General features: G+C 37.3%; 20 protein-coding genes. 17 read left to right on the forward strand and 3 right to left on the reverse strand.

Annotated features, from left to right (window positions below):
• Window positions 1-8: 8 nt before the first annotated feature.
• Window positions 9-1250: an MFS transporter gene (locus AB3I20_RS05910; RefSeq protein ID WP_082294047.1), complete on the reverse strand. Its 1242-nt coding sequence runs from the start codon at window positions 1248-1250 to the stop codon at window positions 9-11.
• Window positions 1251-1528: 278 nt separating this feature from the next.
• On the opposite strand from AB3I20_RS05910, the gene AB3I20_RS05915 reads away from it, so the two are divergent.
• Window positions 1529-1900: a helix-turn-helix domain-containing protein gene (locus AB3I20_RS05915; protein WP_067482702.1), complete on the forward strand. Its 372-nt coding sequence runs from the start codon at window positions 1529-1531 to the stop codon at window positions 1898-1900.
• 688 nt (window positions 1901-2588) lie between these two features.
• On the opposite strand, the gene AB3I20_RS05920 is transcribed toward AB3I20_RS05915, so the two are convergent.
• Window positions 2589-3320 (reverse strand): SDR family oxidoreductase, encoded by a 732-nt coding sequence (locus AB3I20_RS05920; RefSeq protein WP_071869162.1) that lies wholly within the window; start codon window positions 3318-3320, stop codon window positions 2589-2591.
• A gap of 74 nt (window positions 3321-3394) precedes the next feature.
• Here AB3I20_RS05920 and AB3I20_RS05925 point away from each other — a divergent pair, with 74 nt between their 5' ends.
• From AB3I20_RS05925 to AB3I20_RS05990, 14 genes are all read left to right on the forward strand, one after another.
• Complete coding sequence (locus AB3I20_RS05925) at window positions 3395-3853, forward strand: MerR family transcriptional regulator (protein ID WP_067482696.1); 459 nt, start codon at window positions 3395-3397, stop codon at window positions 3851-3853.
• Between the two features lie 35 nt (window positions 3854-3888).
• On the forward strand, window positions 3889-4215 hold the full coding sequence (locus AB3I20_RS05930) for a nucleotide pyrophosphohydrolase (RefSeq protein WP_067482694.1): 327 nt from the start codon (window positions 3889-3891) through the stop codon (window positions 4213-4215).
• 95 nt (window positions 4216-4310) lie between these two features.
• Window positions 4311-5057, forward strand: a complete 747-nt coding sequence (locus tag AB3I20_RS05935; RefSeq protein WP_071869161.1) for a class A sortase — start codon at window positions 4311-4313, stop codon at window positions 5055-5057.
• Window positions 5058-5349: 292 nt separating this feature from the next.
• Window positions 5350-6198, forward strand: coding sequence for a BglG family transcription antiterminator LicT (gene licT / locus AB3I20_RS05940; RefSeq protein WP_067482690.1), 849 nt, complete (start codon window positions 5350-5352; stop codon window positions 6196-6198).
• A gap of 124 nt (window positions 6199-6322) precedes the next feature.
• Window positions 6323-8179 (forward strand): beta-glucoside-specific PTS transporter subunit IIABC, encoded by a 1857-nt coding sequence (locus tag AB3I20_RS05945; protein ID WP_368027082.1) that lies wholly within the window; start codon window positions 6323-6325, stop codon window positions 8177-8179.
• A 22-nt stretch (window positions 8180-8201) separates the two neighbouring features.
• Window positions 8202-9644 carry a glycoside hydrolase family 1 protein gene (locus AB3I20_RS05950; RefSeq protein ID WP_368027083.1) on the forward strand — a complete coding sequence of 481 codons (1443 nt, stop codon included), beginning with the start codon at window positions 8202-8204 and terminating at the stop codon, window positions 9642-9644.
• A 445-nt stretch (window positions 9645-10089) separates the two neighbouring features.
• Complete coding sequence (locus tag AB3I20_RS05955; RefSeq protein WP_067482686.1) at window positions 10090-10791, forward strand: GntR family transcriptional regulator; 702 nt, start codon at window positions 10090-10092, stop codon at window positions 10789-10791.
• 175 nt (window positions 10792-10966) lie between these two features.
• A complete protein-coding gene (locus tag AB3I20_RS05960) occupies window positions 10967-12310 on the forward strand; it encodes a PTS sugar transporter subunit IIC (protein ID WP_067482684.1) in 1344 nt (447 codons plus the stop codon).
• 70 nt (window positions 12311-12380) lie between these two features.
• On the forward strand, window positions 12381-12644 hold the full coding sequence (locus AB3I20_RS05965) for a hypothetical protein (RefSeq protein WP_067482682.1): 264 nt from the start codon (window positions 12381-12383) through the stop codon (window positions 12642-12644).
• Window positions 12641-13729 (forward strand): DUF871 domain-containing protein, encoded by a 1089-nt coding sequence (locus tag AB3I20_RS05970; RefSeq protein WP_270608215.1) that lies wholly within the window; start codon window positions 12641-12643, stop codon window positions 13727-13729. Before AB3I20_RS05965 ends, AB3I20_RS05970 begins: the two co-directional genes overlap by 4 nt.
• 9 nt (window positions 13730-13738) lie before the next feature.
• Window positions 13739-14851, forward strand: a complete 1113-nt coding sequence (locus AB3I20_RS05975) for an amidohydrolase/deacetylase family metallohydrolase (protein WP_067482678.1) — start codon at window positions 13739-13741, stop codon at window positions 14849-14851.
• Complete coding sequence (locus AB3I20_RS05980) at window positions 14835-15929, forward strand: DgaE family pyridoxal phosphate-dependent ammonia lyase (protein WP_067482676.1); 1095 nt, start codon at window positions 14835-14837, stop codon at window positions 15927-15929. Before AB3I20_RS05975 ends, AB3I20_RS05980 begins: the two co-directional genes overlap by 17 nt.
• A 24-nt stretch (window positions 15930-15953) precedes the next feature.
• Window positions 15954-16694 (forward strand): KDGP aldolase family protein, encoded by a 741-nt coding sequence (locus tag AB3I20_RS05985; protein ID WP_067482674.1) that lies wholly within the window; start codon window positions 15954-15956, stop codon window positions 16692-16694.
• Window positions 16695-16704: 10 nt separating this feature from the next.
• On the forward strand, window positions 16705-17712 hold the full coding sequence (locus AB3I20_RS05990) for a sugar kinase (RefSeq protein WP_067483112.1): 1008 nt from the start codon (window positions 16705-16707) through the stop codon (window positions 17710-17712).
• Window positions 17713-18293: 581 nt separating this feature from the next.
• Here the strand turns inward: AB3I20_RS05990 and AB3I20_RS05995 are convergent.
• Window positions 18294-19064 (reverse strand): hypothetical protein, encoded by a 771-nt coding sequence (locus AB3I20_RS05995; protein ID WP_270492848.1) that lies wholly within the window; start codon window positions 19062-19064, stop codon window positions 18294-18296.
• A gap of 158 nt (window positions 19065-19222) precedes the next feature.
• On the opposite strand from AB3I20_RS05995, the gene AB3I20_RS06000 reads away from it, so the two are divergent.
• Both AB3I20_RS06000 and mnmA read left to right on the forward strand, forming a co-directional pair.
• Window positions 19223-19834: a metallophosphoesterase family protein gene (locus AB3I20_RS06000; protein WP_071868836.1), complete on the forward strand. Its 612-nt coding sequence runs from the start codon at window positions 19223-19225 to the stop codon at window positions 19832-19834.
• Between the two features lie 185 nt (window positions 19835-20019).
• On the forward strand, window positions 20020-21141 hold the full coding sequence (gene mnmA, locus AB3I20_RS06005; protein ID WP_368027084.1) for a tRNA 2-thiouridine(34) synthase MnmA: 1122 nt from the start codon (window positions 20020-20022) through the stop codon (window positions 21139-21141).
• Window positions 21142-21248 lie beyond the last annotated feature (107 nt).

Raw genomic sequence — 21248 nt, forward strand, 5'->3', positions numbered from 1 at the left:
CCTCTTCTTTATTTTGTGACACTAGTTGAATTTTCAGGATTCATTTCCTGTGCAGTTAAAGACAGTTGTTCTATTTTTTTATTTTCAGCAATCAATTTTAGAACTAAAAAAACAGCCAGTAAGACAATACCTGCTCCGAAAATTGGCGTGTAACCAACGCCGACAGTTTTTGTTACTTGTCCTCCGACAAACGAGCCGAATGCGATTCCGATATTAAATGCAGAAATATTAAATGCTGAAGCTAGAGTAATATCTTTTGGTGTATAGCCTTCAGCTAGTTGAACGACATAAAATTGTAGCCCAGGAACATTCATGAAAGAGAAGAGTCCTAAGACGAGTGTTGCAACGGTTGCTACTAGTTTATTTCCACTCAAAATTGTTAAAAATAGGAAAAGTAGAGAAAGAACTAACAGACCAAACATAACACCTAAAGCTTTCAAAGGTTGCCGGTTAGAGTAATGCCCACCAATCGTATTTCCAATGGCAACCATTAGTCCATAGATAACTAATAAGATAACGACAGCATGTGCAGAATAACCAATTTTGTCTTGCAAAATTGGCGTTAGGTAAGTATAAGCAGCAAAAGTACCACCATAACCAAGTGCAGTGATCAAAAAGGAACCAACTAAAAATTTATTTTTAAAGATTCTTAGAATACCTCTCAAGTCTACCGACCCTGGGATAGGTAAGCCACTTGGAATCAAGAATAAATTGGCGAGTAACCCAATGAAACCAACAGCTGCAATAAAAATGAATGTCATGTGCCAATTGGTCTGTTGGCCGATGAAGGTACCTAATGGAACACCTGTAACGGTAGCCACGGTTAATCCAGTAAACATGATGGCAATTGCACTGGCACGTTTATGTGGCTGAACAACATCTGCTGCAATGACACTTGAAACGGACATGAAAATACCATGAGCTAGGGCAGAAATAACACGACCAATTAGTAACATGGCAAAGCTTGCAGCGAATGCAGCAAATAGATTTCCAACAATGAATAAAGACATAATCATCATCATTAAAAATTTTCGATTCCATTTTCCAGTTAAAATAGTTAAGAGTGGCGCGCCAACAGTAACGCCAATTGCGTAAAGGGAAACAGTCAGTCCTGCTTGTGCCAAGCTAACGTGAAAGCTATTTACAATCAAAGGCATAAGGCCAACACTGATAAATTCAGTTGAACCAATGGCAAAGGCATTGATAACTAATGCCATCAATGTAAGCGTGGGTGAGATTTTATTTTTCATTTTTTTCCTCCTAAAAGTTTGATACCTGACGAATAGAAAATATAGACCTTATTTATGAAAGTAGAAAGTACCTACTTTTTAGTGCAATAGGTACTTTTTTGTAACATTTGCGTAAGTACGCGAAAAAAATCGTTTTATTGTAGTATTAGAAATTTTTCATTTTTTATTTAAGACGCTGATTATTAATTGATAATCTTTGAAAAAAGTTTTTTTGCTTTCAAAAGTTGATAGAAGGTGCTAGTATTTGGAGCGTATCTTTTTTGGAGGAGAGTAAGTGAATGGAAAAAATTTATCATATTGGTGTTGAAGCAACTTTAGAAGTGATTGGCGGAAAATGGAAACCAATTATTCTTTGCCATTTAGGAAATGGGGCTATTCGCACGGGTGAACTACGCCGAAAAATTCCTACAATTACTCAAAAAATGTTAACGCAACAATTGCGTGAGTTAGAGCAAGACGGTATCGTTCATCGAAAGATTTATAATCAAGTGCCTCCTAAAGTAGAATATTCATTAACAGAAGAAGGAAAATCACTACGGGAGATTTTGGTTGCAATGTCTGTTTGGGGTGAGGAGCGAATTGAAAAGCAGCAAGAAGAAGGCAAGTCAGTCAAACTTTTACATACGCACGGCGGTTATTTGAATTATTAAGAGAAAGGTTGTGAAAGAAGTGCCCAGCTCCAATAAATAAGAGTAAATTTCCAGAAATTGTTCCTCAAATTTTTGTGAAATTTGGGCTTATTTTGAAGGAGGTACTTCTTGAACACTGAGAGAAAGATTGTGGCTCCAGGTGTTTAGCTTCAAGCAATAAGAAAACTTTCCTAAAAATAGCCTCCCATATTTTTAGAAAAAGTGGACTTATTGTCGAAGAAGTTGCTTGGGGAACACTGAGGAAAAGGTTGTGGCGCAAAACGTTCAGCTCCGAACAGATAGCAAGCAGTTACTCAAAACAGCATCTCATGTTTTGAAGTGGATGAAAGCTATGTGGAGGAGTTGTTTTGGGCACACCGAGAAAAAAGGTTGTGATTCCAAGCGTTTAGCTTCGAAATAATAAAGAGCAACTGACAAAAAATAGCTTTTCATATTTTTGACCAGTTGAGAGTTATTTCGAGAAGTTGCTTTGGGAACACCGAGGGAAAAGGTTGTAGCGCAAAAGGCTTAACCTGTGACTCCAAGCGTTCAGTTCCGAAAAGAGAAAGAACAACTGACAAAAATACCAAACAGAGATGACAAAAACTTTTCATAGATGGTAAGAGTAGCATGTTATTTTTAGGAGCTACTCCTTAAATAGAAAAAAGGTTGGAACCATTTGTTCCAACCTTTTTTAGTATCAGAATGATTAGCCATCTTGGCGTGTTGCTGCAATGTCAATTTCTCTGATGTTCACTTCTTGTGGCATATCATAAATAAATTTAACCACTTCTGCGACGTGGACAGGATCAAGAGTGATTCCGCCCATTGTTTCTTTCCATGCTTGATAGTCCGACAAAGCACCAGTATCTGTAACATGAGTTAATAATTCCGTTTCGGCAGCGCCAGGGGCAACTAAGCTTACACGAACATTATCTTTTGAAACTTCTTCGCGAATGGTTTCGCTTAATCCGTGAACACCAAACTTTGAGGCAACATAAGCGGCATGATTCACAAAAGTTTTACGTCCAGCTAATGAAGACATGTTGATGATTGTACCGTGCTTTCTTTCAACCATATCTGCTAGTACAGCTTGCATACCATTTAACACACCTAAAACATTTGTGTCCATCATCGTTTTCCATTCCGATGGAGATTGTGATTGAACATTACCTAATAACATCACACCAGCGTTATTTACTAATAAATCAGTTTTTCCAAACTTTTCTTCTGCTGCGGCAATACTGGCTTTGAAAGCTTGTTCATCAGTCACGTCGACAGAGTCAACAAGCACTTGATCAAAATCAAGCGGTAAGGAATAGATTTTTTCTGTACGACGACCTAGCAATAACATGGGATAGTTTTCTTTATTAAATAATTTGGCGATTTCTGCTCCAAAGCCTGAGCTTGCTCCAGTAATCACGATTAGGGGTTTATTCATTTCATTTCCTGCTTTCTTCTGTTAAGATAAACGTAGTATACAACTTGGAGTTAGCTCCAAGTCAAGGAGGAAAAATGAAAACTTATACAATTGGCGAAATTGCTGAAAAGTATCAATTATCAACAGACACCTTACGCTATTATGATAAAGAAGGCTTGTTGCCATTCGTGAAAAAAAATTCAGCGGGGCGACGTGTATTTACCGAGGATGATTTAGGTTACTTGAATGTCATTGAGTGTTTAAAAAAATCGGCTATTCCAGTAAAAGATATTGCAACATTTATGGAATGGTGTATGCAAGGTGATGGGACTCTACCTGATCGCTATGCCTTTATTGTTGAACAAGAAACGATTTTAGAAGCAAAAATTCAAGTATTAGAAGCTAATTTGGCTTTTTTACGTTGGAAGAAATGGTATTATCAAAAAGCAAATGAAGTTGGAACAGAAACAGTTTTTTTTGAACCAGGAACAAGACAAGTCAGCGAAAAATGGCATCAAGAATATGAAGACCAATTATCAAAGACTGTCTACTAAAAAACTTAGTGATAAAAAGAAAGTAGGCCCGACAAATGAACAGTATGGAAAAAGTAAATAAATTTCGTGATGATCGGAATTGGCGACAATTTCATAACGAAAAAGATTTAGCGATTTCGATTTCTTTGGAAGCTTCAGAACTACTGGAACTTTTTCAATGGAAGCAACCTGAGGAAGTTACGACAAATCAGGTAGAACGAATTAAGGAAGAGCTAGCAGATGTTTTAATCTATTCGTACATGTTAGCGGATAATCTTGATTTCGATTTGGATGAAATCATTGAAGAAAAGTTAATCAAAAATAATAGAAAATATCCTGTCGAAAAGAGTATAGGAAAGCGCGAAAAATACACGGAACTCTAAAACAAATGAGTAGTAAGTTACGCTTGAATGATAGACAGAAGTAGGGACATCCATTAAAATGAAGAAAATATGGTGTGGAAAGAGGAGGTCGTACAATGGCGACTGACAACAACACGAATAAAGAGAAAAAAGGAAAACGCGTGAGACGTTGGCTAATGAATTTACTTTTGCTGTTACTCTTACTAGTAGGAATTGCTTTAATTTTTAATGAACAAATCAAAGATTTTTTTGTTAAGAATACTGGTGATCAATACGCGATAGCTAATGTAACTAAAGAAGATTTGCAAAAAAACAACGAACGAGAAACAACGTTTGATTTTGATGCAGTTGAACCAATGAGTTCTGAACGTGTGATTCGAGCAGAGGCCAGTTCTGAAAGTAAGGATCTGCCAGTGATTGCTAGTGTCGCAGTTCCATCTGTATCAATCAACTTACCAATTTTTAAGGGACTTTCAAATACAGCGTTATTGTATGGTGCAGGAACTTTATCACCTGATCAACAAATGGGAAAAGGAAATTATGCGCTGGCTAGTCACCGCTCAACCAATCCAGAGCTATTGTTCACTCCTTTAGAAAATCTATCAATGGGTGCTACAATCTATTTGACTGATTTAGAGAATGTGTACACGTATAAAGCTTTTTTCAAAGAAAAAGTAGCACCAACAGAAACTGAGTTATTAGATGTAGTGGACGGTAAAGAAATCGTGACCCTGATTACTTGTGGAGATAATAATGCAGTAACTCGCTTAGTTGTACAAGGCGCATTAGAAAAAGTAACACCGATAAAAGATGCAACAGATGAAATGAAACAAGCCTTTAACTTAGAAACAAAAACTTTTTAGTACGAAATTTCATAAAAAGTGTGAGCGCTGCTGGAGAATAGAAAGGCCTAGAAACTGAGAACTAAAGGTTCTCAGTTTTTTTATTTTAATAGTTGTCAACAGTTAACAATAGAAGAAAGCCAAAACAAAAAATAAAAAAACTTGGAAGGGGTTGCAAAGAAGAAAAGAAAGTGTTATCATAAATTCAGTTAAGAAATGGATTGTTACTGCTTAGCAGGCAAAACCAGAATTCAGCTGAGGATTTACAGGCGAATTCTAGGTTTTTTTTATTTTTTGGAAAGGGGAAGACGAGATGATTATTGAAAAAGTGTTGAATAATAATGTCGTCATTTCGAAAAATGAATTAGGTGAAGAAATTGTCTACATGGGTAAAGGACTGGCGTTTCAAAAGAAGCCCGGCGATTCGATTTCACCTGAAGCAATCCAAAAAGAGTTTGTACTCAAGGATTCTTTTTCAAGAAACCAATTTCAACAGCTGATGGCTGACATTCCCTCTGAGGAAGTCGAGCTAGTAAAGCAAATCGTTGATTTAGCGGAAGAAAAATTAGCTGTGAACTTTTCACCAAATATTTATTTAACACTAACGGATCACGTTCATTATGCAATTGGACGAGCAAAAGAAAAAATTCAATTGCCAAATCCGTTATTATTTGAAACAAAAAAGTTTTATCCTAAAGAGTATCAGATTGCTAAAGAAGCCTTGCATTTTCTTGAAGAAAAGACTGCTATTGAATTTCCTGAAGATGAAGCTGGATTTATCGCTTTTCATTTTGTGAATAGCCAGCAAGGAAATGGTGATATGCAAGTGACAATGACTGCGACAACCATGGTACGTGATATCTTGAGTATTATTAGTAAATTTTTCGGTGTCGTTTTTGATGAAGAATCATTGAATTATCAACGAATTATCACACATCTACAATTTTTTGCACAGCGTTACCTAAAAGGTGAGAATTCTGACGAAAAAGATGAGTTTCTTTACGCGTTAGTTCAGGGAAAATACCCACAAGCCTTTCGTTGTGTGCAACGAATTAATGATTATTTAGTTCATACGCAGCAGCAAGAGATGGAAGTTGCAGAACAAATTTATTTGACGATTCACATTCAACGTGTAGTGAATGAAAAACAGATCCAATCATAAGGGTTGTTACTGTCAGGCAGGCAAAACCTAGATTGAAAATATGGACACGAGCAAGCAGCTCGTGACCGTTTTTTCAATCTAGGTTTTTTATTTTATCAAAATTTAGTAGAAAGAAGGAAGAAAAATGGATAACAAAGCAGTTGGCAAACGTGTATGGGAAGCAGTTGGGGGGCAAAAAAATGTCAACAGTCTGGTTCATTGCGCAACACGATTACGTTTTAAATTAAAGGATGAATCTATTGCAGACACAGAAAAATTGAAGAGTGATCCAGATGTGATTCAGGTTGTTCAAAGTGGCGGTCAGTATCAAGTGGTGATTGGCAGTAATGTGGCTGATGTCTATCAAGCAATTGTGGATGAAGAAGGCTTGGCGGATCAACCAACAGAGGAAGAAAAATCAGGTAATTTGTTAAGTAAGTTTATTGATATCATCTCAAGTATTTTTACACCATTTTTAGGTGCAATGGCAGCAGCGGGGGTTTTAAAAGGATTTCTATCTTTGGCAACTGTTCTTGGCTGGCTAGCTGCAGATAGTGGGGCTTATCAGATTTTGTTTGCAGCGGCTGATGGCGTATTCACATTTTTACCAGTAATGTTGGCTTTTACAGCAGCTAAGAAATTTAAAACGAATCAATTTTTAGCAGTAGCTATTGCAATGGCACTGGTTTATCCAGCAATCACGGCAGCAGCTGGTGCTGGAACAGCATTAGATTTCTTTGGGATATCAGTTATTTTATCGCCATCTGGTTATACTTCTTCTGTTATTCCAATTCTTTTGGCTGTTTGGGTCCAAAGTAAGTTTGAACCACTTGTAAAAAAAATTATTCCACAATTTTTACAAATGATTTTGGTTCCTTTAATTATTTTAGTAGTCATGGTTCCTTTGGTTTTCTTAGCTTTAGGACCAATTGGAACAATTGCTGGGAATGCGTTAGGTAGCTTGTTCAACTCAATTTATGACTTTAGTCCAATTGTCGCTGGTTTGATTATGGGAAGCTTTTGGCAAGTGTTTGTTATGTTTGGAATGCATTGGGGATTTGTCCCAATTATGTTCTTGAACCTTGATCAATTTGGTTATGATATTTTGATGCCAATGCTATTACCAGCTGTTTTAGCACAAGGGGGTGCAGCATTAGCTGTTGCAGTTCGTTCGAAAGATAGTAAATTACGTTCGTTAGGTATTTCATCCACAATTACTGCGTTATTTGGGATTACAGAACCAACTGTATATGGGGTAACATTACCATTGAAAAAACCGTTTATCGTAGCTTGTGTTTCTGGTGGGATTGGTGGTGCCTTGATCGGTTTTGCAGGCGTAAAATCTTTTGCTAGTGGATTAGTCAGCTTGCTAACGATCCCGTCGTTCATCAGTACAATTGATGGTGTAGAGTCCAATGTAACGATGGCAATCATTGCGACAGGAATTTCTTTCATTCTTGCCTTTGTAGGAACTTTATTGGTTGGATTTGAAGATCCTGCAGAAGAAACAAAGAAGAAAGCCACAGCAGGAGAAACACTTTCTTCTGGTCGTCATAATCTAAAGAGCCCATTGACAGGAAAAGTGTTACTATTAAGTGAAGTGGCCGATCAAGTCTTTTCATCTGGTGCGATGGGAAAAGGAATCGCAATTGAGCCAGAAAAAGGGGAACTTGTTGCACCAGCAGATGGTGAAATTACTACGATTTTCCCAACGGGTCACGCAGTTGGTTTAACAACAACGGATGGTATTGAAATCTTGATGCATATTGGAATGGATACGGTGGAATTAAATGGTACTGGTTTTGAAACGGTCGTAAAACAAGGGGACCAAGTGAAAGCGGGTGACCTGTTAGTAAAATTTGATATTGAGGCAATTCATGCTGCGGGTTACAGTACCGTGACACCAATTGTAATTACGAATACCGATCAATTTGCTGATGTTTTAGAACTAGATCAAAAAGAAATTATCTCGAATGAAGATTTTCTAGCAATCGTAAAATAAAGACACTAGGAGGATATAAGTGATGACAACACGTTTTTCAAAAGAGTTTTTATGGGGAGGCGCAACAGCGGCCAATCAATTAGAAGGTGCATTTGATCGTGATGGCAAAGGTTTATCCGTTGCCGATGCAATGCCGGGTGGAAAGCAACGATTTGCGATTATCGGTAGTGAGGACTTTGACTGGACAATTGATGAAGAAACATATATTTATCCAAATCACCGAGGAATCGAACATTATGACCGTTTTAAAGAAGACATTGCTTTATTTGCTGAAATGAACTTTAAATGTTATCGTTTCTCAATTGCTTGGTCACGAATTTTTCCTCAAGGAGACGAGTTGACGCCAAATGAAGCAGGTTTACGCTTTTACGATCAGTTGATTGATGAATGTTTGAAATATGGTATTGAGCCTGTGATTACGATTTCTCATTATGAAATGCCGTTGAACTTAGCTAAAAAATATGGTGGCTGGAAAAACCGCGAATTGATTACGTTTTATGAACGATTCGCAGAAACAGTGTTGACTCGTTACCACGAAAAAGTAAAATACTGGATGACGTTCAATGAAATCAATTCAGCTTTCCATTTTCCTGCTTTAAGCCAAGGCTTAGTCCAAAGCAATGGGGCAGCAGATTATCAAAATATTTTTCAGGCGTGGCACAATCAATTTGTTGCTAGCAGTAAAGCAGTGAAGATTGCGCATGAATTACGTTCAGATATTGAAGTTGGATGCATGATTATTTATGCGACCACTTATAGTATTGATGCCAACCCAGTGAATCAGGTTGCAACAATGATCCAAAATCAAGAATTTAATTTCTTTTGTACGGATGTGCAAGTTCGTGGTGAATACCCTGCATATACCGCTCGAACTTATGCAAAATATGGCGTGGATGCGAGCCTTCTAGAACAAACAGCTGAAGACTTTGAGTTGTTGAAAAGTTATCCTGTAGATTACATTGGCTTTAGCTACTACATGTCTAGCGCGGTTGATGAAGTTAGTCCAGAAGCAGATACATCAATTGGTAATTTATTAGGCGGGGTCAAAAATCCATTCTTAGAAGCAAGTGAGTGGGGTTGGCAAATTGATCCAGATGGCCTTCGAATTGCATTGAACGAATTATATAATCGTTATGAAAAACCACTATTTATTGTAGAAAATGGCTTAGGTGCAATTGATGAAGTAAAGCCAGATGGAACAATTGCTGATGATTATCGAATTGATTATTTACGTCGACATATTGATGCAATGGCGGATGCGGTGGCAGATGGTGTTGACTTGATGGGCTATACGCCGTGGGGTTGTATTGATTTAGTGAGTGCTTCTACTGGTGAAATGAGCAAGCGTTATGGATTCATCTATGTTGATTTGGATGATAATGGTGCTGGTACATTGAACCGTTCAAAGAAAAAATCATTTGATTGGTATAAAGAAGTTATTAAGACGAATGGTGAAAGAGCATAAGGTTGTGAAAAAGGTTGTGGCTCCAAGCGGTCAGCTTCGAAAAAATAAAGAGTAACTGACAAAAATAGCTTTCCATATTTTTGGACAGTTATGAATTATTTCGAGGAGCTGCTTGGGGAACACCGTGAAAAAGGTTGTGGCGCAAAACGCTTTGCTCTGAAAAGATAGTGAGCTGACACTCAAAATGGCTTTTCATGTTTTTAGAAAGTTGGGAGTTGACTCTTGAACACCGCAGATAGAAATTGTGATACAAACACTCAACGCTAATTGATAAAAATTTTTCCTAAAATCGCGAAATTACTCAAAAAGAAAAACGGTATCACTGTTGTATATACAATAAAGAAGTCTGGGAGATCTATTCAATCCCAGGCTTTTATGTTCTTCTTTTTGTATTTTATTTTTTATGTGCTATTCTTTTACTAAGAGTAAAATAAAGGGTGAAACTATGAAGAGAACGCGGGTATTATACTTAGAAGTTGCAGATAAAATTAAAGCAGATATTTTCTCTGGAAAATATCCTGTAGGTTCCATGCTACCGACGGAAAATGAATTAGAAGAAATGTTTCAGGTAAGTAAAATCACTGTGCGTAAGGCAATTGAATTATTAGCTTCTGATGAATATGTGGAAAAGAAAAGTGGGCGTGGCACAACGGTTTTAAGTAATCGTCCATATAATCGTTTATCTAAAGCAGCAAGTTTTACGCAAATTTTAGAAAACTCACAACATGAAGTACGCAAAGAAACTTTAGAGCTTACCCCAATTGATTTGGCAGAAGAAGATCCATTATTTTCTTCTTTTGGAAATCAAGCGGTACGATTTAAGCGATTGTATTATCTCAACGAAAAGCCATATATTTATTTTGTGCATTATTTGCCAAAAGCAGTTACTGAGCTAGAGGAAAAAATGTTCCATCAAGAATCTTTATATCGTTTGTTAACGCAAAAAGGTTATGCAATTGATCAATTTTCGGATGATTTTTCTGCGGTATTTTTAAGCAAAGAAGAACAAGCAATCTTGAAAACAACTGAACCGCTAGGAATGAAACGAATCAGACGTTCATTGACAGAAGACGGTCAGCTAGTTGAGTATTCAGAAGCTATCTATCACACGGCTTTACATCCTTATCATATTGACTATGAAACGTAAGGAAGCTGAACCGAAAAGTAAGAAGGTACATCAAAAAGAAAAAGTGGGAGGACAATGATTCCACTTTTTCTTTTTTGTATTTTAAAAAGCGTTTACATTATAAAAAATATGTGTTATTCTCTTTGTGTAAACATTATAATGTTATAACAACAAAAGGAACTAGAGGGGGAGCAACATGGATAAATTTGTAGGCATTATTGAGCAAAAGATTATGCCAGTAGCCAATCGAATTGGAACACAGCGACACATGACTGCAATCAGAAAGGGAATCATCGCAACAATGCCATTAACGATTGTTGGTTCATTTTTCACTATTTTGTTAAATATTCCGATTGAATCAGTTGCTGCAGTGATTGAACCATACCGAGAAATTTTAGATATTCCATTTCGTTACACCGTTGGGATCTTAGCATTATATGCAACTTTCGGGATTGCTTCATCATTAGCAAAAAGCTACAAAGTCGATTCATTAACAGCCGGAATTTTAGCATTAATGTCATTTTTGATCGTTGCAGCACCACCAACACGTGTATTTGAAGATGTGGATAACGTGATTGGTGCAGGACGCTATATCAATATTGCTAATTTAGGTTCAGGGTCATTATTTGGTGCAATCGTAACTGCAATTATTTCTGTAGAAATTTATCGCTTTTTTATTGAAAAGAAAATTACCATCAAAATGCCAGATGGCGTGCCACCTGAAGTTACCAATTCATTTGTCGCTTTGATCCCAGGTGCAGTAATCTTGATTTTCTTCTGGGTTATTCGTCATATGCTAGGATTCGATTTGAATGGATTCTTAAGTCAAATTTTGATGCCTCTAAAAGGGATTTTAGCTGGAAATAGCTTGTTTGGTGGTTTACTAACTGTTTTCTTAATCTGCTTCTTCTGGGTTTTAGGGATTCATGGGCCAGCAATCATGGGACCAGTTATCCGTCCGTTTTGGGATATTTCAATTGCTGAAAACATTGATGCATTCAATGCTGGAGCAAGTGCACAAAACATGCCAAATATTTTCACAGAACAATTTTTACAATGGTTCATTTGGATTGGTGGCGCTGGAACAACCCTTGCTTTAGTTGTGTTGTTCATGTTCTCAAAATCAAAATATTTGAAGAGTTTAGGACGATTATCCATTCTCCCTGGCTTATTTAACATCAATGAACCAGTGATTTTCGGGGCTCCAATCGTGATGAATCCTGTTTTAGGTATTCCATTTATCGTAGCACCGTTGATTACAACAACTTTATCTTATGTCTTAACAATCAGCGGAGTTGTACCGATGATGGTCGCACGCTTACCATTTGCAATGCCTGCACCAATCGCTGCTTGGATGAGCACGAATTGGAGCGTAGCCGCAGGAATCTTAGTTGTGGTGAACTTCTTCATTACGTTAGGAATTTACTATCCATTCTTTAAAGTATTTGAAAAACAACAGCTAGCAAGAGAAGCTGAAGAACAGGCACAAGAACAAGCAACACAAGAAGTATTGAATACTGGGATCACGCAAGAACAATAAACAACGAAGGGCGGGATGCAGTCCTGCCCTTTATTGAATTGAATCAGTAAAAGTGAATGGTGGTGAAAAAATGGAACTGATCGTTGGCATAGTTGTGTTAATTGCAGCACATACTTATTTGGAAAAAAGAGGATTACCTCCAAAAATGGAGCAGATGAAATTACGTTATTTTCTAGTTATTGCAATCATTGGTATTTCAACTGTGATTATTTTGAGTGGACTTTTTGCTGGTTTACACCAACTTGTAGGAATTGTGACCATTCTTTTTGCCACAAGTATTGCTTATAAGTACCGAAAAAAATTTGAAAAAATGGAACGAGGAGAAGAAGTATGAAGAGAGTTTTAGGTATTTCAGTTTATCCAGACCACAGTGATAGTGAGACAGATCGTGCTTATATCGAACTGGCACATCGTTATGGTTTCCGTCGAATTTTTATGAGTATGTTAGAAATCAATGAAGATAGTGAAGTTGTCAAAGAAAAATTCAAAAATTTGATTTTTTTCGCCAAATCACTTGGTTACGAAACGATTTTAGATGTTGCACCAACGATTTTTGAACAGCTTGGCATTTCGTATGATGATTTGAGTTTTTTCCACGAATTAGGTGCGGATGGCATTCGTTTAGATTTAGGTTTTGATGGAAATAAGGAAGCAATGCTAACATACAATCCTTATGAATTAGCAATCGAATTAAATATGAGTAATGATGTTGCTTACTTAGATAACATTTTGACTTATCAAGCAAATACACCATTTTTATATGGTTGTCATAATTTTTATCCCCAAGAAGGCACGGCTTTACCTTTTGAATTTTTTGAAAAATGTAGCCAACGTTTTAAACGTCAAGGTATTCGCACAGCGGCATTCATTACTTCACAAGTTGGAGAAATTGGCCCTTGGGACATCAACGATGGGTTACCAACATTAGAAATGCATCGCCATTTACCTGTTGATGTTGCTGCAAAACATTTATTTGCGACAGACTTGATTGATGACGTTATTATCGGAAATGCATATGCTTCAGAAGAAGAGCTAGAAGCTTTAGGCAAGATTGATCGTTATCAAACTGTTTTTGCGATTGAATTTGTACCAGAAGTAAATGAAGTAGAGCGTCAAATCGTATTGAATGAGCAACATGTTCGTCGTGGAGATATTACCAACCAAGTGATTCGTTCAACTGAAGTACGAAAAAAATATAAAAATGTAGACAATCCTGTCCATGATGCAAGTTTTGAATTTCAAGTGGGTGACGTTGTGATTGGCAATGATCAATTTGGCAAATACAAAAATGAACTTCAAGTCGTTTTAGAGCCTCATAGTGATTCAAGAAAAAATAAAGTAGGAACAATTCGTGAAGAAGAGCTTATTTTATTGCCATTTATTCATCCTTGGTCAAAATTTAAATTTATTGAAAAGTAGGGTGTCGCCATGTTTGATTTAGTAATAAAAAATGCAAAAGAACTTAAAGGTCCGTCCTTTGAAATTGGTATTGAAAATGGGAAAATCAGCCAAATTGCACCCAAAATTACGGGAGAGACAAAAGAAACGTTGACCTTATCCTCACAGCAATATTTATCAGCTGGCTGGATTGATGATCATGTACATTGTTTTGAAGAAATGACGCTTTATTATGATTATCCGGATAAAATTGGCGTTGAAAAAGGCGTGACGACCGTTATTGATGCCGGAACAACTGGCGCAGAAAATATCGAAACGTTTTATCGTTACGCCAAGCAAGCAAAAACGAATGTCTATGCGCTACTGAATATCTCTAAATGGGGAATTGTCACGCAAGATGAGTTAGCTGATTTAAGTAAAGTGCAAGAAACATTAGTGAAACAAAAAATGAATGAACTTCCTGAATTCATTGTTGGAATCAAGGCACGAATGAGTAAAACTGTGGTAGGAAAAAATGGCATCACACCACTAGATTTAGCTAAAAAAATCCAAAATGAGAATCAGCATCTACCTTTAATGGTTCATATTGGTTCTGCGCCACCAGAATTAGCCGAAGTTTTAGCTAGAATGGAAAAGGGAGATGTCTTGACTCACTGTTTCAATGGAAAAAGTAATGGTATCCTTGATTCAGAAACAAATGAAATCAAATTGATTGCTAAAGAAGCCTTTGCGAAAGGAATCATTTTTGATATTGGTCATGGGACAGATAGTTTCAATTTTCATGTGGCAGAAGTCGCAAAACAAGCAAATATCAAAGCATCATCAATTAGTACGGATATCTATATTCGTAATCGTGAAAATGGACCAGTTTATGATTTAGCAACCACGATGGAAAAGTTACATGTCGTTGGTTATTCTTGGGAAGAAATTATTGAAAAAGTAACAAAGGCACCTGCGGAAAACTTTCATCTAGCCAATAAAGGGCAGTTGAAAGAACGATTTGATGCAGATTTAACGATTTTTGAATTTTTAGAAGAACCAAAAGTGTTAACAGATTCCAATGGTTTTACTCGGACGACGGATAGTCAGATCAAACCAGTCAAAACCATTATTGGAGGGGAAATTTATGACTGTCAGTTATGAAAAATTTCACTTAAAAGAAGTCATCAACGCTTCTGGAAAAATGACCATTCTAGGTGTATCAAAGGTTTCAGAAAAAGTGCTGGAAGCGCAGCGTTTTGGCGGTGAACACTTTTTTGAAATGAGTGAATTAGTGAAAGAAACAGGGAGCTACTTGGCTGGGCTACTTCAAGTCGAAGATACTCAAATCGTTTCGAGTGCCTCAGCTGGAATTGCACAGTCAGTTGCTGGCATTATTGGGCAAGGAAGTGCCTATCACGTGTATCACCCTTATACCAAAAAAATCACCAAGCGAGAAATCATTTTACCTAAGGGTCATAATGTGGATTATGGTACGCCTGTTGAAGTGATGGTTGAACAAGGTGGTGGACAAGTTGTCGAGGCAGGATATGCCAATATGTGTACACCTGATCACCTAGAAATGATGATTACGGAAGAAACAGCAGCAATTTTATATATTAAAAGTCATCACACCGTTCAAAAAAGTATGCTGAGTGTCCAAGAAGCTGCAGCAGTGGCACATCAACATGATCTTCCTTTAATTGTTGATGCAGCCGCAGAAGAAGATTTGTTTACTTATAGTCAACTTGGTGCCGACTTAGTAATTTACTCTGGCGCGAAAGCAATTGAAGGCCCTAGTGCTGGCTTAGTGATTGGCAAGAAAACGTATGTGGAATGGGTTCGTTTGCAAAGCAAAGGAATCGGACGTGCGATGAAAATCGGCAAAGATAATTTACTAGGCTTTACTCAAGCCGTTGAGGACTATTTACTTACAGGAAGTGAAACTGGGGAATCAATGAAAAAAAGATTACTTCCTTTTGTTGAGGCGATGAACCAACTACCAAATATTGAAGCAAAAATCGTGCAGGATGGTGCTGGTCGGGATATTTATCGGGCAAGCATCAAAGTTTCAGGTGAAAAGTCAGCTAAAGAAGTGATTACTGAGTTGAAAGAAAAAGATCCTGCCATCTATACAAGAGAATATCAGGCAAACAATGGTGTGATCGAATTTGATATTCGGTCAGTCACAGAAGCCGAAATGAAAAAAATTATTACACGATTAGCAGAAATTTTAAACTAAAACCAATTGATGAGGAGAATGAAGATGTCACTTAGTCCAAATTATTTAGCCGATCGAATTTGTCTAAACGTTTTAGCAAACTCTGTCGAAAATGCAAAAGCATGTTATGAAGCAGCCAATGGTCATATTGTTTTAGGTGTTCTTTCAAAAAATTACGAAACAGATGAAGCAGCAATTACTGATATGAAAAAATATCAAGAAGCAACGAATAATGCTTTGTCCGTTGGTTTGGGTGCGGGCGATCCCAATCAAAGCCAAATGGTCTCAAGACTGTCGGCTGTTTTGCAACCACAACATGTGAACCAAGTATTTACGGGAGTAGGTGCTTCACGAGCATTACTACAACAAGAAGAAACAGTTGTCAATGGTCTTGTGTCACCGACTGGAAAAGTGGGCTATGTCAATATCGCAACTGGGCCATTAAGTTCACAAGCACCTGCAGCTGAAGTACCAATTGAAACAGCTATTCAGTTGTTAAAAGACATGGGCGGGACATCCATTAAATATTTCCCTATGAAGGGACTTGCGCACAAAGAAGAATATCAAGCAGTCGCAAAAGCTTGTGCGGAATTCGATTTTGCGTTGGAGCCAACTGGTGGCATTGATTTGGCGAATTTCGAAGAGATCGTGCAGATTGCCGTTGATGCTGGTGTGAAAAAAATCATTCCCCATGTTTATAGCTCAATTATTGATTCAGAAACGGGAGATACAAAAGTTGAAGATGTTAAAACGTTATTGGAAATGATGGAGAAGCTGGTGAAGTAAAGTGAAAAAAATGAAGATTGGTGCATATGGTGAAGTGATGTTACGCTTGACGCCCCCTGAACATTTGCAATTGGAACAAACACATACTTTGCGAATGGCGTATACGGGAACAGGTGTGAATCTGGTTGGAAATTTAGCACATTTTGAAATAGAAAGTTATCTGTTGACGGCGTTACCCGATAATCGTTTGGGGAAAGCTGCCTTAGCTAATTTAAAAAGTTTAGGTATTCAAACAGCGTATATCGTTCAACAACATCAACATATTGGTACGTACTTTGCGGAGATGGGATTTGGTGCAAGACCAACCGAAGTGACTTACCAAAACCGAAAAAGTAGTTCGTTTAGTTTGTCTCCAATCGAAGCTTATGACGTGAAACAATTCATTGAGCAAGTGGATATGCTTCATATCTGCGGAATTAGTTTAAGTTTGACTGAAATTACAGCACAAACGGCGATTACGTTGGCAAAAGAGGCACATGCTGCGGGGAAAATCGTTTGTTTTGATTTTAATTTTCGCCCAAGTTTAAACCAAGAACCAGGGAAAAAAGAGCAAATGAAACAGCGTTACGAAGAAATATTGCCTTATTGTACGATAGTTTTTGGTTCCACCCGAGATTTGGTGGAGTTGATGCAATGGAAAACAGAAGTCTCCGTTTCAGAAAATGAAACAGCCTTTATCCAATCCTTTTTAGCACATTATGATATTACGTGGTTTGCTGGTACAAAACGCCAAGTGATTAATCACGAAAAATTTTTGAGCGGTTATTTGATAACGCCGACAGACGCATTTGAAATACCCAAACAACGATTAGAGGTTTTAGATCGAATTGGTGCTGGAGATGCGTATGCCGCAGGAATCCTACTTGGTTTTGCAGAAGGCTGGTCATTGGAAGAAACTGTTGCATTTGCTATTGCCAATGCACGACTTGCGCATGCGATTCAAGGGGATGTACCATTGACAACGCGAAAACAAGTCAAGCAATTATTGGAACATCCAGACACAGATTTGATTCGTTAAGAAAAAGGCTGTGGCTCAAAGTGGTTAGCTTTAAGTAATAAGGAATTTTTTCTAAAAATAGTTTCTCATGTTTTTATGAAAAAAAGACTTATTACCGAAGAAGCTACTTTGTGAACACCGTGAATAAAAGCTGTGGCTCAAAACGCTCAGCTCTAATAAATAAGAATAAATTTTCAGAAATTACTTCTAAAATTTTTGTGAAATTTATTCTTATTTTGAAGGAGTTGCTTCTTGAGTACCGAGGAAAAGGTTGTGGCGCAAAACGTTTAGCTCCGACAAGATAGCGAGCTGGCACTCAAAATAGCCTTTCATATTTTGAAGTGGATGCAAGCTATTGCGAGGAGTTGTTTTGGGAACACCGAAGAAAAAAGGTTGTAGCTCCAAGCGGTCAGCTTCACGCAATAAGAAATTTTTCTAAAAAAAGTTCCTCATATTTTTATGAAAAGAGGACTTGTTGCCTAAAAAGCTGATTTGGGAAATATCGCCTATTAAGAAACAGGAGCTGTGACAAAATTATTGTCACAGCTCCTGTTTTACTATGTTTGATGCTACTTTTTTTGTTTGAATTTTTTATCAATTAATTAGTCTACTCTAGTCCATTCATCTAGACTTTTCCCATTCTCATCCAGAATTTCAAGCCAACTGTTTGTCCCGCCAAAGTAAAGGAACAGACTCACTTCATTGACACTTTTCAAAATAATATCAGCAGTTGTTTTATTACCAGAAATTTTTTCTTGATGATCGGCACGTAATTTGTCACCATACTTTGCGGCGTAACTCACGGAACCATCTTTATTAAGCGGAGCTTCCTCCATCATAATAGCGCCTTTTTTAACTAGCATTTCATTTCGACTTTTCCAATAAAGGGTGGCTTTACTGCCACGAAAATGAACAGTGAATGGAATCTCACTGACTTCTTTTGTCCAACGATGACGTGCTTTGGCTGGTTTCTTTTTCTTTGTTTCTGCTGGCAAGAAGAAGTAACCGATTGTTGTCAGTATACGCAAAAATTGTTCGCGTGTTTCCTCGATTTTCGGTAAAACATTTGTAGGGATCTGCTTGGCAATTTCTTCTGGTTTCGAAATGGTTAAGTTGTTTTCTTCTGCGAGTACTAAAAAGGAGTGACTTAAATAATTTGCTTCTATTTCCCAAGGGAGCGTTACCAAAATAAGCGTATCGAAGTCCTTAGGTACGGAATCAATTCCAACACAGTGGCGATTTTGGAAGTATAATTCAAAAGAGTTGTCCATAGGTTCTACTTTCTTAGTTGAAATGGTTAAGGTTCCTTGGCTCTCAGCTAACTCGATAATTGTTTGGTCTGGTTTGATTGTTCCAGTAAATGAGATTGTCATAATGTTTTCCCTTCTCTCTCGTTTAGTTTAAGCAATAGCTACGTTCAGTTTAGCATGAATGAAAAACAACTTCCCTTTATTTGGCTTTAACTTTGGTGATTTTAGCAAAAGAACGCTAAAATAAAGAGAACTTGATAAGTTTAGAAAGAGGCGAGAACATGAATTATTTTATTAGTGATCTTCATTTTTTTCATGAGGCTCTATTAGGACAAAATGATTTTGCTCCACGTTTATTTAAAACAGTTGATGAAATGAATGCTCAACTTATCGATAGCTGGAATGCTATTGTAAAAGAGCAAGATACCGTTTATCACTTAGGTGATCTTGCCATGCATCCTCAGTATGAAAAGGGGAGTCAGGAAATACTTGAACAAGTGAAACAACTAAATGGGGAAATCCATTTTATTAAAGGCAACCATGATAGCCGTGCCTTTTTTCGTTATTTAGAAAAAAATGATCCTGGAATGATGAATCAAGACAAGAAGTTTTATTTTCATGATGTCGGTGCAATCGTTAAATTTAATCACCATCAATATTACTTAACGCATTATCCTTTATTGTTGGGGCAAAATGATGCCGTTCGTAATTTGCACGGTCACATCCATAATTATAGTGTTCCAATCGGCAATGACGTAAATGTGGGTGTAGATGCGCCGGAAAGGAAATTATTAGCCAAAACCTTACCATTCGGATCGCCATTATCAGAAGCAAACATTGATGAAATTTTTCAAGCAAAGCAAGAAGAATTAGCAAAAATTAACCGATTATGAACAAACTTCATCTTATATAAAACGGTGATTTTTTTGTTATAAATTATTGAAATTATTTTTGGTAAAATCTTAAGAACAAAGAGATGAAATTTTCAAAAAAATGACGTATAATGGAAAGCACTGAAAAGTTGCGACCTTCAACTCGTAGATGTTTCAGAAAATCTAATTGAAATGATGGTGATAGTATGACAGACAACAGCAAAACACGCGTTGTCGTAGGGATGAGTGGCGGAGTTGACTCATCAGTAACAGCACTTTTACTAAAGGAACAAGGGTATGATGTCGTTGGTATCTTCATGAAAAATTGGGACGATACTGACGAAAATGGCGTATGTACAGCGACGGAAGACTACAAAGACGTTGCAAAAGTTGCAGCGCAAATTGGGATTCCTTATTACTCTGTGAATTTTGAAAAAGAATATTGGGATCGAGTGTTTGAATATTTCTTAGCAGAATACCGTGCAGGACGGACACCAAATCCAGATGTGATGTGTAATAAAGAAATCAAGTTTAAGGCATTTTTAGATTACGCAATGGATTTAGGTGCAGAATATGTAGCAACTGGGCATTATGCACAAGTTTCTCGTGATGAAAATGGTGTGGTTCACATGCTTCGTGGTGTGGACAATAACAAGGATCAAACCTATTTCTTGAGCCAATTGTCACAAGAACAATTAGCAAAAACAATGTTCCCACTAGGCGGTATGAAAAAATCAGAAGTACGTGCCATTGCTGAACGTGCTGGCTTAGCGACAGCAAAGAAAAAAGATTCAACTGGGATCTGTTTTATTGGAGAAAAGAATTTCAAACAATTTTTAAGCAATTACTTACCAGCAAAAAAAGGAAACATGGTGACGCTTGATGGTGAAGTCATGGGACAACATGCTGGTTTAATGTATTACACAATCGGTCAACGCCAAGGATTAGGAATTGGTGGTGGCGGAAAGACACAAGAACCATGGTTTGTTGTTGGAAAAGACTTAACAACAAACACGTTATATGTTGGACAAGGATTTAATCATCCTGCCTTGTATGCAACAAGTCTTGAAGCAAGTGAAATTCATTTCACAACCAACAATGAAATGCCGAAAGAATTCAAATGCACAGCGAAATTCCGTTATCGTCAACAAGATGTTCCTGTAACGGTTCGCTTACTTCCTGGAAATCGTGCAGAAGTCATTTTTGATGAACCAGTACGTGCGATCACACCAGGGCAAGCAGTTGTCTTTTATGATGGAATGGAATGTTTGGGTGGCGGTTTAATTGATAATGCCTTCCAAGAAGCAAAAGTGTTGCAATATATCTAAAGGTTGCGGCCCAAATCGTTTAACTCCGAGAAGATAAGGAGTGGTGTTCAAAAACAGTTGCCATCGTTTGGAACAATCAAGAGTTATCACATGGAATTGATTTGAGA

The sequence above is a fragment of the Enterococcus sp. C50 genome (assembly GCF_040887505.1).
In the GTDB taxonomy this organism is placed as follows: domain Bacteria; phylum Bacillota; class Bacilli; order Lactobacillales; family Enterococcaceae; genus Enterococcus_B; species Enterococcus_B thailandicus.